The organism is Ectopseudomonas oleovorans, from assembly GCF_029845265.1.
Lineage (GTDB): Bacteria > Pseudomonadota > Gammaproteobacteria > Pseudomonadales > Pseudomonadaceae > Aquipseudomonas > Aquipseudomonas oleovorans.
The window spans coordinates 1-12174 of the sequence record NZ_JAOCLK010000005.1 but is presented as its reverse complement, the minus strand read 5'-3'; the positions used below and the strand labels follow the sequence as shown (position 1 = coordinate 12174).

13 protein-coding genes, 3 tRNA genes and 1 pseudogene are annotated in these 12174 nt (G+C 59.4%); 7 read left to right on the top strand and 10 right to left on the bottom strand.

Going from position 1 to position 12174, the window contains the following annotated elements:
- The first annotated feature begins 144 nt into the window (after positions 1–144).
- From N5J71_RS03915 to N5J71_RS03905, 3 genes are all read left to right on the top strand, one after another.
- A tRNA-Asn gene (locus N5J71_RS03915) sits at positions 145–220 on the top strand.
- A gap of 9 nt (positions 221–229) precedes the next feature.
- Positions 230–306, top strand: a tRNA-Pro gene (locus tag N5J71_RS03910).
- 5 nt (positions 307–311) lie between these two features.
- Positions 312–387 (top strand) — tRNA-Lys (locus N5J71_RS03905).
- Positions 388–786: 399 nt separating this feature from the next.
- Here the strand turns inward: N5J71_RS03905 and N5J71_RS03900 are convergent.
- The 4 genes from N5J71_RS03900 to N5J71_RS03885 all read right to left on the bottom strand — a co-directional run bounded on the left by N5J71_RS03900 (position 787) and on the right by N5J71_RS03885 (position 3730).
- Positions 787–2088: an NAD(P)/FAD-dependent oxidoreductase gene (locus tag N5J71_RS03900; RefSeq protein ID WP_055984101.1), complete on the bottom strand. Its 1302-nt coding sequence runs from the start codon at positions 2086–2088 to the stop codon at positions 787–789.
- A 63-nt stretch (positions 2089–2151) separates the two neighbouring features.
- Positions 2152–2325, bottom strand: a complete 174-nt coding sequence (locus tag N5J71_RS03895) for a DUF3094 family protein (protein ID WP_074856088.1) — start codon at positions 2323–2325, stop codon at positions 2152–2154.
- Between the two features lie 224 nt (positions 2326–2549).
- Positions 2550–3104 carry an MOSC domain-containing protein gene (locus tag N5J71_RS03890; RefSeq protein WP_279916350.1) on the bottom strand — a complete coding sequence of 185 codons (555 nt, stop codon included), beginning with the start codon at positions 3102–3104 and terminating at the stop codon, positions 2550–2552.
- Positions 3101–3730, bottom strand: a complete 630-nt coding sequence (locus N5J71_RS03885; protein ID WP_279916349.1) for a DUF1780 domain-containing protein — start codon at positions 3728–3730, stop codon at positions 3101–3103. Before N5J71_RS03885 ends, N5J71_RS03890 begins: the two co-directional genes overlap by 4 nt.
- A gap of 210 nt (positions 3731–3940) precedes the next feature.
- Here N5J71_RS03885 and N5J71_RS03880 point away from each other — a divergent pair, with 210 nt between their 5' ends.
- Together N5J71_RS03880 and N5J71_RS03875 are read left to right on the top strand one after the other, a co-directional pair.
- Positions 3941–4630 (top strand): energy-coupling factor ABC transporter permease, encoded by a 690-nt coding sequence (locus tag N5J71_RS03880; protein WP_004425010.1) that lies wholly within the window; start codon positions 3941–3943, stop codon positions 4628–4630.
- A 106-nt stretch (positions 4631–4736) separates the two neighbouring features.
- The gene (locus N5J71_RS03875) at positions 4737–4952 is read left to right on the top strand and encodes a hypothetical protein (RefSeq protein WP_045734051.1); all 216 of its coding nucleotides are present in this window, start codon (positions 4737–4739) and stop codon (positions 4950–4952) included.
- 163 nt (positions 4953–5115) lie between these two features.
- Here the strand turns inward: N5J71_RS03875 and yacG are convergent, their stop codons facing one another.
- The 5 genes from yacG to pilB all read right to left on the bottom strand — a co-directional run bounded on the left by yacG (position 5116) and on the right by pilB (position 10007).
- Positions 5116–5310, bottom strand: coding sequence for a DNA gyrase inhibitor YacG (yacG, locus tag N5J71_RS03870; RefSeq protein WP_017678823.1), 195 nt, complete (start codon positions 5308–5310; stop codon positions 5116–5118).
- Positions 5307–5915 carry a dephospho-CoA kinase gene (gene coaE / locus N5J71_RS03865; protein WP_424960555.1) on the bottom strand — a complete coding sequence of 203 codons (609 nt, stop codon included), beginning with the start codon at positions 5913–5915 and terminating at the stop codon, positions 5307–5309. The genes yacG and coaE overlap by 4 nt, the downstream gene beginning before the upstream one ends.
- Positions 5916–6207: 292 nt before the next feature.
- On the bottom strand, positions 6208–7077 hold the full coding sequence (locus tag N5J71_RS03860) for a prepilin peptidase (protein WP_279916347.1): 870 nt from the start codon (positions 7075–7077) through the stop codon (positions 6208–6210).
- A gap of 3 nt (positions 7078–7080) precedes the next feature.
- Positions 7081–8301, bottom strand: coding sequence for a type II secretion system F family protein (locus N5J71_RS03855; RefSeq protein ID WP_279916345.1), 1221 nt, complete (start codon positions 8299–8301; stop codon positions 7081–7083).
- Between the two features lie 2 nt (positions 8302–8303).
- Entirely contained in the window at positions 8304–10007 is a 1704-nt protein-coding gene (pilB, locus tag N5J71_RS03850; protein ID WP_279534409.1) for a type IV-A pilus assembly ATPase PilB, read from the bottom strand.
- A 337-nt stretch (positions 10008–10344) separates the two neighbouring features.
- On the opposite strand from pilB, the gene N5J71_RS03845 reads away from it, so the two are divergent.
- Positions 10345–10884, top strand: a complete 540-nt coding sequence (locus tag N5J71_RS03845) for a pilin (RefSeq protein WP_279916344.1) — start codon at positions 10345–10347, stop codon at positions 10882–10884.
- A 163-nt stretch (positions 10885–11047) separates the two neighbouring features.
- A complete protein-coding gene (gene tfpZ, locus N5J71_RS03840) occupies positions 11048–11782 on the top strand; it encodes a TfpX/TfpZ family type IV pilin accessory protein (RefSeq protein WP_279534411.1) in 735 nt (244 codons plus the stop codon).
- 168 nt (positions 11783–11950) lie between these two features.
- Here the strand turns inward: tfpZ and N5J71_RS03835 are convergent.
- A pseudogene (locus N5J71_RS03835) lies at positions 11951–12174 on the bottom strand (carboxylating nicotinate-nucleotide diphosphorylase); the annotation flags it as partial.

Here is a 12174-nt window from a genome sequence, read left to right as displayed (position 1 = left end):
ATATAGTAGTCCATGGCTTGTCTGCAAAGCATTGTCGTAAAAGCAGTTTGCAGGGGTTGACAGGGAAATTTTGCTACGTAAAATGGCGCGCCTCTGAAGCGGTAAAGCGAAAGCCAAAGCGCAGAAGAGCTGGAAGACCGAAGTTCCGCGATAGCTCAGTCGGTAGAGCAAATGACTGTTAATCATTGGGTCCCTGGTTCGAGTCCAGGTCGCGGAGCCAACTTCCAATCGGGGTATAGCGCAGTCCGGTAGCGCGCTTGCTTTGGGAGCAAGATGTCGGGAGTTCGAATCCCCCTACCCCGACCATTTTCGGGTCGTTAGCTCAGTTGGTAGAGCAGTTGGCTTTTAACCAATTGGTCGTAGGTTCGAATCCTACACGACCCACCACCACAACGACGAAGCCCGCCTAGCGCGGGCTTTTTCGTTTTTGCGTATCGGCTTTGCGCCATGCGCACCACGGGCAACCGGCTGTCTGCAGCGGCAATTCCAAATTCTCCGTGCGGGCGCTTCAGCTCGTAGGGTGGGCTTTAGCCCACCAGCGGTGGTGGACGTGGGCTGAAGCGGATCGCCGCCCGGCCCACCCTACAAGACTGGAATTGCGCTGCGTGCTTGTCTCCCCTCTCCCGCTTGCGGGAGAGGGGCCGGGGGAGAGGGGGATCGGCAGGCCTTGGGTGGCTGATGCGAACAGCCTTTCGTAGGAGCCCCGCCTCGGGGCGAAGCTTTTCCAGCCGCGCCGCCCAGGTTCGCGGCGGGTCGCCGCTCCTACAGTTACCTATTGGGTCGCTTCTAGTGCAGCTTCAGGCGCGGCTCGGTGCTGCGCCCGATACGGTCGCTGAGCATCAGCAGCAGGGTGCGTGGCACGCCATACAGGGCCATCTGGTGCATGCGATACAGCGACACGTAGAACACCCGTGCCAGCCAGCCTTCGAGCATGACGCTGCCGGTCAGGTTGCCCATCAGGTTACCGACCGCGGAGAAGCTCGACAGCGAGATCAGCGAGCCGTAATCGCGATAGCGATATTCCGGCAGCGGCTGGGCGCTGATCTTCAAGCGTAGCGACTTGGCCAGCAGCGATGCCTGCTGATGCGCTGCCTGGGCGCGTGGCGGCACGTTGCGGCCCTCAGTGCCCGGCTGCGGGCAGGCTGCGCAGTCGCCGAAGGCGAATACGTCGTCATCGAGCGTCGTTTGCAGGGTCGGACGAACCTGCAGCTGGTTGATGCGGTTGCTCTCCAGGCCGTCGAGATCCTTGAGAAAACCGGGGGCGCGAATGCCGGCAGCCCAGACTTTCAGGCTGGCCGGGATGAAGTTGCCGTCGGCGGTTTTCAGGCCGTCGGCAGTCACTTCGCTGACAGCCGCACCGGTCAGCACGGTGACGCCGAGCTTCTCCAGGGTCTGATGCACCGGCCGTGCGATGCGCTCGGGCAGAGCAGGCAGCACACGTGGCCCGGCCTCGATCAGGGTGATGCGCATGTCTTCGGGGCGAATGCGGTCTAGGCCATAGGCGACCAACTGCTTGGCCGCGTGGTGCAGTTCTGCTGCCAGCTCGACCCCGGTGGCACCGGCGCCGACGATGGCGATATCGATCTTCGAACCGTATTCGTTCTCGCTGGCATGTGCACGCAGGTAGTGGCTGAGCATGCGCCGGTGGAAGCGCTCGGCCTGCGCGCGGGTGTCGAGGAAAATGCAGTGCTCGGCGGCACCAGGCGTGCCGAAGTCATTGGTGGTGCTGCCAACGGCAATGACCAGGCTGTCGTAGGTGATGCGGCGTTCAGGCATCAGTACCTGGCCATCGTCATCCAGCGTCGGTGCCAGGGTGATGCTCTTGCTGGTACGGTCGAGGCCGGACATGCGCCCGAGCTGGAACTCGAAATGGTTCCACTTGGCCTGGGCCACGTAGTTCAGTTCGTCTTCCGAGGAGTTCAACGAGCCGGCGGCCACTTCGTGCAGCAGGGGCTTCCAGATATGGGTGAGGTTGGCGTCGACCAGAATGATCCGGGCAGCGCCACTCTTGCCCAGTTTTCTACCAAGGCGGGTGGCCAGCTCCAAACCGCCGGCGCCGCCGCCGACAATCACGATGCGATGGGACATGGATATTGCTCACAAGGCTTTGAAAAAGACGGTGTGAGTGCGAGAGGGCGAGCGCAAGGCAGCTCATAGCACCAGTCGACTCAGCAAGCGGCTCAGCAGGCCCAGGCCAATGGTCACGACCACGACCAGCGCCAGCAGACGCCAAACGCGAAACGGCTGACGTTCAACCTGATGCTGCGGTGCGCTCAGGTATTGGTCGACTTTCTGTTGGTCTTCGGGGCTCAGGCGACTGGTCATGGGTGGGCCTCTGCTTGAATGCGGCTATCTTAGCAGGCTGTTGAAAAACTATCTGCGTTGCCACTGCTGCGTTAAAAACAGGCTCAAAATGCTCATTTACAGCTCGTAAAGTCGAGCGCGACTCCGACCGTTTTTCGCCTTTTTTTGCCTTGCATTGGCTGCCTCGGCTCGGGCTTCCTGCTTCGCTCTACCTCCTGCATCCATGCAGTCGTCGCCTACGTTTTTCAACGGCCTGCTAGGCGTGCCCGCCAGCCTTGGCGAGCGTCGTTGTCCTGCGGGTCAGATATCGTTTCGAGGGATTCCGCGCTTACGGCGTCCTCCAGGCGGATGATGCCGCCCTCGATCACACGAGCGGTAATGCCGCCATGGCCGCGCATGGCCTGGAAGGTGCCGCGACCGAGACGTTCCTCCAGGCGGGCGCAGGGTTGGCACCAGCCGGTGGTTTCCAGCAGCGCCTGGCCAATGCGAAAGCGCCGGCCCTTGAGGCTGAACAGATTGATGCCGGCGACCGCGATATTGCGGCGCAGCTCGCTGGGCGGCATGGGCGCATCGCGGCCGAGCAAGGCGGCAACGACGGCCAGGTGTTCCCACTGGATCAGCGTGACCTGCCGCGCATTGCGTGGCCCGGGGCGGCTGTGATCGCCGGTCAGGCCGGCTTCACGCCGTGCTTCCACGGCCTCGACTTCGAGCATCGCCTCGCGCGCCTTGGGGCGCACGCCTATCCAGCGCACCTGGCCGACTTGCGGCACGTCGGCGAGCAATTCCTGCAAGGGGCTCACAGGCCGATACCGATGTCGAACAGCAGGCTGCGCCCGAGGTTCTGCCGTAGAAAATCCGGCGCATCCGGGTGAGCGAACAGCACGCGGGCGAAGCGCGGGCCAACCAGCGACAGCGAGCGCCAGCCTTGGCGCAGGTATTCGGTAGGGGGCGGGAAGTGGCTGTTGCAGTCGAGCACGGCGCGCTTGAGGCTGACGAAGGCGACCAGGTCGAGTTCGCCGAGGTCGATGCCACGCTCGCGATAGTTATGCGCCTTCTTGCGCAGGGTTGGTGCCAGGCGCGCCTGCATTTCGCTGGCGGGAATGCGTTTGGGGCGCGCTTCGCGACGCACCAGTTGGCTCAGGGAAAAGGCGCTGCGGCGCCGCTCCAGTTCGGCGCGCCACTCGTCATTGAGGCGCCGGCCTTCATCGAGCACGAAAAACACTTCGAAATTGGCATCGCGAAACAGCACGTCCGGCGGCTCCTGGCCGCTGGGCGTGAAGTCATTGCTGTGATGGCGCACGTTCAGCGCTTGCAGCAGGCGTTGACAGACCCAACGCTCACGCTCCCATTTCTTGGCGTTGGAGAGGAAGGCATTGGCTTGTTCGGCCTGGTGCGTAAGTAAGCGCAGATAATCGGAATCGTCCATGTCTGAAGCTTAGCCGCAGCGCTTACCCGCATGCCAGTGCCTGCAGCTTCGGTCGTTCCAGTGAGCGTGGAAATCCAGCTGGGCTTTGTTGGCTGTTGTCGATCAATGGCAGGGCAGTCGCCATTGCAGTTGCTCTGCCGGCAAAATCAAATTCGAGTACCGGTGTAGACTGCCGGGCATGGCGATGAATGAAGGAGAGGGTGTGCGCGCATGATCGCTTCCAACCTGCTGGCGTTCTCCACCTTGTTGGTCGGCTGGCTGGTCTACGGGCTGGCGCTGCTCTGGGCGGTGGCGCGGGCGCCCTGGGTCGAGCTGTTCAGTGATCTGCGCCGCCAGCATCTGCTGTTCGGCACCATGCTCGCGCTGTTCCTGCTTTGGCTGGTGCGCCGCGATTTCGACTCCGGGCTTTCCTATCACTTCATCGGTATGACCGCCGTAACCCTGTTGCTTGATTGGCCACTTGCCGTGCTGGCGGGACTGGCGGCGCAGCTTGGCCTGCTGGCTATCGGTCGTATGGACCTGGCCTCGCTCGGTATCAACGGCGTGCTGCTGGTGCTGATTCCGGTGCTGGTCACCGAGCTGTGCGCAATCCGTGTAGAACGCGCGCAGCCGCGCAACCTGTTCGTCTACATCTTCTTCTGCGGGTTCTTCCCGGCGGCATTGGCGACCCTGATGACCTTGCTCGGCGGTCTCGCCCTGTTGTGGATGGATGGGCTGTTCCCCATGCCGCCCTGGCTGGACGACTTTGCCGGCTACCTGTGGCTGGTGGCGTTCCCCGAAGCCTTTATCAACGGCACCATCGTCACCGCGTTGGTGGTGTTCTACCCGGACTGGTTGGAAACCTTCAACCGCAGCCGTTACCTGCAGGCGCCCTGGAAGGAGAGTGATCGCGGCGAGTGAATGACGCCGTATTGGCCGATTGAATGGCGGCGAGCGGATTGATCCCCGTCAATATCTGAAACGGGCCTGCCGCCATGCTGTGAGAAACGCCTCCGAGGGACTCGATATGAGTGTTCACAGCTGGGCAAGAAACGTTGTTCAGGACGACTTACATGACGCCGAAGTGCAGGGCCATGAGCCTGTCGTGGCATTGCGTGCGCTGCTGTCGGAGGTCGTACAGCGGAGCAAGTCGCTACGTGATCCCGAGGAGCTGGCGCACGAACTGCAGTTTCTCGCCGACAACCTCGACGATGACCGCGACTACGCTTTTATGCGGCCATAGAAAGCTGCATAGCAACCTGTAGGAGCCGGCTTGCTGGCGATGCTCTTGTACTTGATCGCCCGCAAGCGGGCTCCTACGGACAAGCTGCGCTAGTCACGATGCTTTCCTCGTCGCCAAGAGTGGTAGCGAGAGACGAGCCAATCGGCTCTTTCCAGGCCTGTAATCAATGCGGGCGCGTCGGCAGGTCGCCGCTGAACAGCTCGTCTTCCAGGTCATTGCCGGGAATCGCATGCTCTTCGGCAGCCCAGGCGCCCAGATCGATCAGCTTGCAGCGTTCGCAGCAGAAGGGGCGGTAGGTGTTTTCGGCTTTCCACTCGACGGGTGCGCTACAGGTTGGGCATTGAACGGTAATGGTCATGGTTGGCCTCCGCGCAGGGTCAGGTAAAAGTTGTGCAGGCGCTCGACCTCCGCGTCCAGCCAGGCCATATCACGATCATTGACCAGCACGTCGTGAGCATGGCGCAGGCGCTCTTCGCGGCTGGCCTGGGCCTGCATGATGGCGCGAACCTGTTCTTCCGAACTCTGATCGCGTGCGATGGTGCGTTGCACCTGCAACTCGGCAGGCGTGTCGACGACCAATATGCGTTGGGTCATCTGCCGCTGGCCGGACTCGACCAGTAGTGGCGACACCAGAATGGCATAGGGCGATTCTGCGCGCGCCAGCACCTGAACGATCTCCTGACCGATCAGCGGATGCAGCAGGCTTTCCAGCCAGCGGCGTTGCTCGGGGGCGGCAAATATCAGCTTGCGCAGTGCGGCGCGGTCCAGCTCGCCATTGGCTTGCAGTACGCCTGCACCAAAGTGCTCAACAATCTTTGCCAGCGCCGGACGCCCTGGCTCCACCACCCAGCGCGCCGCATGATCGGCGTCCGCCACGTGCACGCCGCGTTCGATAAAGCCTTGCGCCACCGCGCTCTTGCCGCTGCCAATGCCGCCAGTCAGGCCGAGTATCCAGGGTTTCATCACGCCAATGCGGTCTCGTTACTGCTCAAGGCCGCGATTGTAGGGGGGATTGCTGGATGATGCGAACCGCGTGTACCGCGATCCGTCATCCCCGCGAAGGCGGGGACCCAGCTCGTGGAGTCAGGATAACTCCTGGACTCCCGCTTTCGCAGGAATGACGAGTGTCGCTGGGTTAGCTCAAACCCTGTAGGAGCCGCGCCCCGCGGCGAATGGTGCTGAGGTTCAGCGCTAAATTCAAAAGCTTCGCCCCGGGGCGGGGCTCCTACAACTTGGGCAACTATGGCTGTTTGACTCAAAACCCAGCGAACTTCAGATAACTGCCGGTAATCACATCGCCCCACAGCAGGGCGATCCACCCGGCAATCGCCAGATAAGGGCCGAAGGGAATCGGCGTGCCGGAATCGCTGCCACGCATGCGCAGCATGATTACACCGAGCACCGCCCCGACCAGCGACGACAGCAGAATGGTCAGCGGCAGAACCTGCCAGCCACCCCAGGCCCCGAGCATCGCCAGTAGCTTGAAGTCACCGTAACCCATACCTTCCTTGCCGGTGATCAGCTTGAACAGCCAGTACACCGACCACAGGCTCAGATAACCGGCAATTGCACCCCACAGAGCATCCTCCAGGCTGGTGAAAAGCCCGAAGTAATTGACGATCAAGCCCAGCCACAGCAACGGCAGCACTAGTACATCCGGCAGAATCTGGTGATCGGCATCGATCAAACTCATCGCCAGCAGCCCCCAGGCCAGCACCAGCATCGCCCCAGCCTGCCAGGTAAACCCGAAATGCCAGGCGACGTAAGCGGAAAGCAGCCCGCAGGCCAGTTCGACGATGGGGTAACGCTTGCTGATTGGGGTTTTGCAGTTCGAACACTTGCCGCGCAGGAACAAATAGCTGATGACCGGGATGTTCTCCCAGGGCTTTATCTCATGGCCGCATTGCGGGCAGCAGGAATTGGGCAGGATCAGGTTGAAGGTCTGAGCGGTTGGTGCTGGCGGCAACTCCAGCACCTCGCGCGCCTGGCTCTGCCAATCACGTTGCAGCATCACCGGTAGGCGATAGATCACTACGTTGAGGAAGCTGCCAACCAGCAGGCCCAGTAGCAGAGCGCACAAAACAAAGGCCAGCACATGGCTGGCCAAAAAGTCGAGTACAGGCATTAATCAGACCACTGCGCCTAGCTGGAAGATTGGCAGGTACATGGCGATGATCAGGCCGCCTACCAGTACACCCAGTACCGACATGATGATCGGTTCCATCAGGCTGGTGAGGCCGTCGACCATATTGTCCACTTCAGCCTCATAGAAGCTGGCCACCTTGTCGAGCATTTCATCCAGCGCGCCGGACTCCTCTCCGATGGCCGTCATCTGCACGGCCATGCTGGGAAAGGTGCCGGTTGTACGCATGGAGAAGTTAAGCTGCATACCGGTGGATACATCGGCCTTGATCTTGTTGGTGGCATTCTTGAAGACCACGTTGCCGGTGGCACCAGCTACCGAATCGAGTGCATCCACCAGCGGTACGCCTGCCGCAAAGGTAGTGGAAAGGGTCCGCGCAAAGCGGGCTACAGCGGATTTATAGAGGATGTCACCAACAATGGGGAGCTTCAGAACGCCACGGTCGACAGAATCACGAAGTTTTTGCGAGCGTTTCATAGCTTCCCTGAAGCTAAAGGCTGCAGCGAATATTCCAAGTAGAAAAATGAACCACCACTCCTGAAGAAATTGCGATATGCCAATGACCATCAGTGTGAACGCAGGTAGCTCAGCGCCAAAGTTGGCGAAAACTTCCTCGAATTGCGGTACAACTTTAATGAGCAAAATGGCTGAGACGATGATGGCGACCACCACAACAGCGATTGGATAGTTCATCGCCTTCTTGATCTTGGCCTTCAGGGCTTCGGTCTTTTCTTTGTAGGTGGCAATTCGGTCCAGCAGGTTTTCCAGGGCACCGGCCTGTTCGCCAGACTCCACCAGGTTGCAATACAGTTCATCGAAGTATTGCGGCTTCTTGCGCAGCGAAGCCGCAAAGCTGTTACCAGCAGCCACTTCTTGCTTCACTTCGTCGACCAGTTTGCGCATGTTGGGGTTGTCAAAACCTTCAGCAATAATGTCGAAGGACTGCAGCAGTGGTACACCCGCCTTCATCATGGTCGCCATCTGCCGGGTAAACAGGGCGATGTCCATGGGCTTGATCTTTTTGCCGGCCCCGCCAAGCGAGATGCTCGACTTCTTACGTACCTTGGTCGGGTTGATGCCTTGCTTTCTAAGGTGAGCCTTAACCAGGGATGGGTTTTGGCCGCTGATCTCTCCTTTGACGACGGCGCCACTTTTGTTCTTGCCTTCCCAGGTGAATACACTGGTTTTTAGAGCTCTTTCCGCCATGGTTAATCCTTGGTTACGCGGTTGACTTCCTCAAGGCTGGTGACCCCTTGCATGGCCTTGAGCAAAGCGGAGGTGCGCAGGTCATTAAAGCCGTCTTTACGCATCTGCGCGGCAATATCAATGGAGTTGCCTTCCTCCATGATAATCCGCTGCAGGTTGGGCGTGTTTTTAACCACTTCATAAATACCGACACGGCCTTTGTAACCGCCCTTGCAGTTATCGCAACCGACCGGGCCGTAGATTTTGAATGTGCCGATCTTGTCTTCGGGGAAACCTTCGGCCAGCAGCGTCTCGCGCGGTACGTTCACTTCCTTCTTGCAGTTGTTGCACAGCTTGCGCGCCAGACGCTGGGCGATGATCAGGTTGACCGAGGTGGCGATATTGAAGGAAGGCACGCCCATATTGCGCAGGCGGGTCAGGGTTTCCGCGGCGCTGTTGGTGTGCAGGGTGGACATCACCATATGCCCGGTCTGCGCGGCCTTGACGGCAATAGAGGCTGTGTCCAGGTCGCGGATCTCACCGACCATGATGATGTCCGGGTCCTGACGCAGAAAGGCGCGCAGCGCCTGGGTGAAGTCCATGCCCTGCTTGGGGTTGACGTTGACCTGGTTGATACCCTCCAGGTTGATCTCCACCGGGTCTTCGGCGGTGGAAATATTCACATCAGGCGTGTTGAGGATGTTCAGGCCGGTGTAGAGCGACACCGTCTTGCCCGAGCCAGTGGGGCCGGTGACCAGAATCATGCCCTGAGGCTGTTTGAGGGCGCTCATATACAGCTCTTTCTGCTCCTCCTCGTAGCCCAGTGCGTCGATGCCCATCTGCGCGCTTGTGGGGTCGAGAATCCGCATCACGATCTTTTCGCCCCAGAGTGTGGGCAGGGTGTTGACGCGAAAGTCGATGGCCTTGCTCTTGGAGATCTTCATCTTGATCCGGCCATCCTGCGGCTTGCGGCGCTCAGAGATATCTAGCGCGGCCATCACCTTGAGACGGGCGGAAATTCGCGGCGCCAGCTGGATGGGCGGGCGAGCGACCTCATGGAGGATGCCGTCGGTACGAAAGCGTACCCGATAGGCTTTTTCGTAAGGCTCGAAGTGCAGGTCGGAAGAGCCGCCTTTGATGGCATCCAGCAGCATCTTGTTGACGAAGCGCACTACCGGCGCATCGTCAGCGTCGGCGCCACCTTCGCCGACCGACTTCTCATCATCAACCGCCTCGACATCCAGCCCATCCAGATCAACGTCTGCCAGCTCGTCCATGCCGCTATTGGCCGAGTCGAAGAACTTGTCGATGGCATCGCCGAGTTTGTCGTCCTCGACCAAAATTGCTTCTGTGGTCAGGCCGGTGCTGAACTGCACATCGGTGACGGCCTGGTGATTGGTCGGGTCGGAGAGCGCCACGAACAGTTTGTTGCCTCTGCGCCAGAGCGGCAGCACACGATGCTGGCGAACCAGTTTCTCGCTGACCAGATCCCGTGGCTGGCCTTCTTTGTCGATTACATTCAGATCGAAAAAAGCCACGCCGAACTGTTCGGCGGCCAACTCGGCCAGGACTCGGCTTTTCACCAGCTTGTTCTGCACCAGATAGGTCACCAGCGGCAGCTTGTTGCGCTGGGCCTGCAGTTGGGCCTGCTGGGCGGATTTTTCGTCCATCAGTTCGGCCTGTGCCAACTGCCTGGCCAGGCCTGAAAGGGAAATGCTCTCGTTCATCACGCGCTCCACAAACAATACCTGCCTTATAACCTAGTCGCCCGTGGCTGCCAAACGAGGCTAGTTGAGGTGACGAAAATTGGCAGTTAGTGCCGGAGTGAGCTTTTCCGCATGCAAGAATGGATGTTGTTTGAGGTCCCCAATATCTGTCATCCCTCAAACATATCCGTCAAGAGGACCAAGGCCTTGCCGCTCTCGGCTCGGAACGTCGTCCCCGCGTAGGCGGGAACCCAGAAAACCCACAGCACCTGGGCTGGCCGACTTGCTGGTAAGGTTGGCACGCTGCCTGCATTGGTAGGGCCAGGTCACCGACCTATCCATCCCTAGGAGAGAAAACATGAAAGCTCAAATGCAAAAGGGTTTTACCCTGATCGAATTGATGATCGTGGTTGCGATTATTGGTATTCTGGCGGCCGTTGCGCTGCCGGCTTATCAGGACTATACCGTACGCACCCGGATCACCGAAGGATTGAATCTGGCGCAACCTGCAAAATTAGCTATTGCTACAGAAGGTTCTGCTTCAGCCGCTGATCTGGCTCGAGTGGCTACCACTTGGAATGCTCAGGCGAACAACCTTGGCGCGACTTCCAAGTATGTTACTTCTGTGTTGATTACTGGCGCATCTGGTCTGATTACCATTACCTATGATGCGACCGACGTAGGTGTCGCTGCTGCTGCGAATACCTTGACTTTGACTCCTTGGATTCGTGACTCCGCGGCTGGCCAGTCTCTCTCTGCTGCTCAAGCCGCTGGTGTTACCGGTTCTATCGATTGGGGTTGTGCGTCTGCCACGAATGTTACCGCTACAGCGAACGGGATTACTCCTCTTGCCGCAGGTACTTTGCTAGCTAAGTACGCTCCGGCTGAGTGCCGTTAATTGCGGTATCTCAACTAAAGCTAATAGGAATAGATCCCGGTTTATTCCCAGTTAGTTTGATCTAAACAGCGCCCTGCACCTGCGGGGCGTTGTGCTGTTTGGGGTTTAGGGGCTTTCTCCTTTTGACTCCCATCTGTTGCTAAAATCTGTCTGGAAGTTGCCAATGTCCGCCCGTTTCAAGGTCTTTTTTATTCATCTGCTTTGTTCTCTGGCTATCGCGCTAGGCGCCCTGGGTCTGGTATTCGGGCTCTGGTACCCCGCCCCCCTGCACTTGGCGCTGGGTGTGACCTCGATCTTTCTGCTGCTGCTGGCGGTCGATGTGACGCTGGGGCCATTGTTGACCCTTGTGGTCTACAAAACCGGCAAGAAGTCTCTCAAATTCGATCTGACGGTGATCGTGGCGTTGCAACTGGCCGCCTTGGGCTATGGCCTGTGGACGGTCGCGCAAGGCCGGCCGGCCTGGCTGGCCTTCAATGTCGACCGTTTCGATGTGGTACCGGTGGTGGATATCGACACGCGCCGGCTGGCTGAAGCGCTACCCCAGTATCAAGCGCCTGCGTGGACGGGGCCACGCTGGGTAGCGGCCGTTCGGCCGGTCGATGGCGAACGGCGCAATGAAATCCTATTCGAGGTAGTCCTGGGGGGGAGCGATATTGCCCAGCGTCCCGAGCTCTATCGCCCCCTGGCAGACTTGGCCGGACAGATGAAAAGCAGGGCCCAAAATCTGGATCAGCTTGTTGCGTTCAATGAGGGCGATACTGTGGCGGCTGTTCTTGCGGCATGGCCGCAGGCAACGGGCTGGCTACCCTTGATGGCGCGGGTGCAGCCCATGGTAGTGCTATTGGCGGATGACAACACGATGGTGCTCGCTATTGTGCCGCTTCGGCCGTGGCTATAACGGAAGCCAGAAACAAACTTTGGTTTACGACTTTTTCGGCCAGGGGAAACCAGAGGAACCTAAAGACAGGCCACGATTTCTTCGATCCTTGGGCGCGTAGTCTGCCCCCGGTTCCCGTCGGCAGATAGGAAAAACATAAGTCTGGGGGCAGCTTTACAGTGGCGGCTTTTACAGTACCAACCGCATCGACAAATCCACTGCCTTCACATCCTTGGTCAGCGTCCCCAGTGAGATGTAATCCACGCCCGTTTCGGCAAATGCGCGCAAGGTGCTGTCGTTGATGCCGCCCGAGGCTTCGAGCTTGGCGCGGCCGGCGGTGAGTCTTACGGCTTCGCGCATGTCTTGTAGTGACAACTCGGTAAGACGGATCAATTTCGTAGGATGGGTGAAAT

Coding starts and splice junctions, on each gene's coding strand:
- N5J71_RS03900 (WP_055984101.1), bottom strand. CDS start 2,088: ATGTCCCATCGCATCGTGATTGTCGGCGGCGGCGCCGGCGGTTTGGAG.
- N5J71_RS03895 (WP_074856088.1), bottom strand. CDS start 2,325: ATGACCAGTCGCCTGAGCCCCGAAGACCAACAGAAAGTCGACCAATAC.
- N5J71_RS03885 (WP_279916349.1), bottom strand. CDS start 3,730: ATGGACGATTCCGATTATCTGCGCTTACTTACGCACCAGGCCGAACAA.
- N5J71_RS03880 (WP_004425010.1), top strand. CDS start 3,941: ATGATCGCTTCCAACCTGCTGGCGTTCTCCACCTTGTTGGTCGGCTGG.
- N5J71_RS03875 (WP_045734051.1), top strand. CDS start 4,737: ATGAGTGTTCACAGCTGGGCAAGAAACGTTGTTCAGGACGACTTACAT.
- yacG (WP_017678823.1), bottom strand. CDS start 5,310: ATGACCATTACCGTTCAATGCCCAACCTGTAGCGCACCCGTCGAGTGG.
- coaE (WP_424960555.1), bottom strand. CDS start 5,915: ATGAAACCCTGGATACTCGGCCTGACTGGCGGCATTGGCAGCGGCAAG.
- N5J71_RS03860 (WP_279916347.1), bottom strand. CDS start 7,077: ATGCCTGTACTCGACTTTTTGGCCAGCCATGTGCTGGCCTTTGTTTTG.
- N5J71_RS03855 (WP_279916345.1), bottom strand. CDS start 8,301: ATGGCGGAAAGAGCTCTAAAAACCAGTGTATTCACCTGGGAAGGCAAG.
- pilB (WP_279534409.1), bottom strand. CDS start 10,007: ATGAACGAGAGCATTTCCCTTTCAGGCCTGGCCAGGCAGTTGGCACAG.
- N5J71_RS03845 (WP_279916344.1), top strand. CDS start 10,345: ATGAAAGCTCAAATGCAAAAGGGTTTTACCCTGATCGAATTGATGATC.
- tfpZ (WP_279534411.1), top strand. CDS start 11,048: ATGTCCGCCCGTTTCAAGGTCTTTTTTATTCATCTGCTTTGTTCTCTG.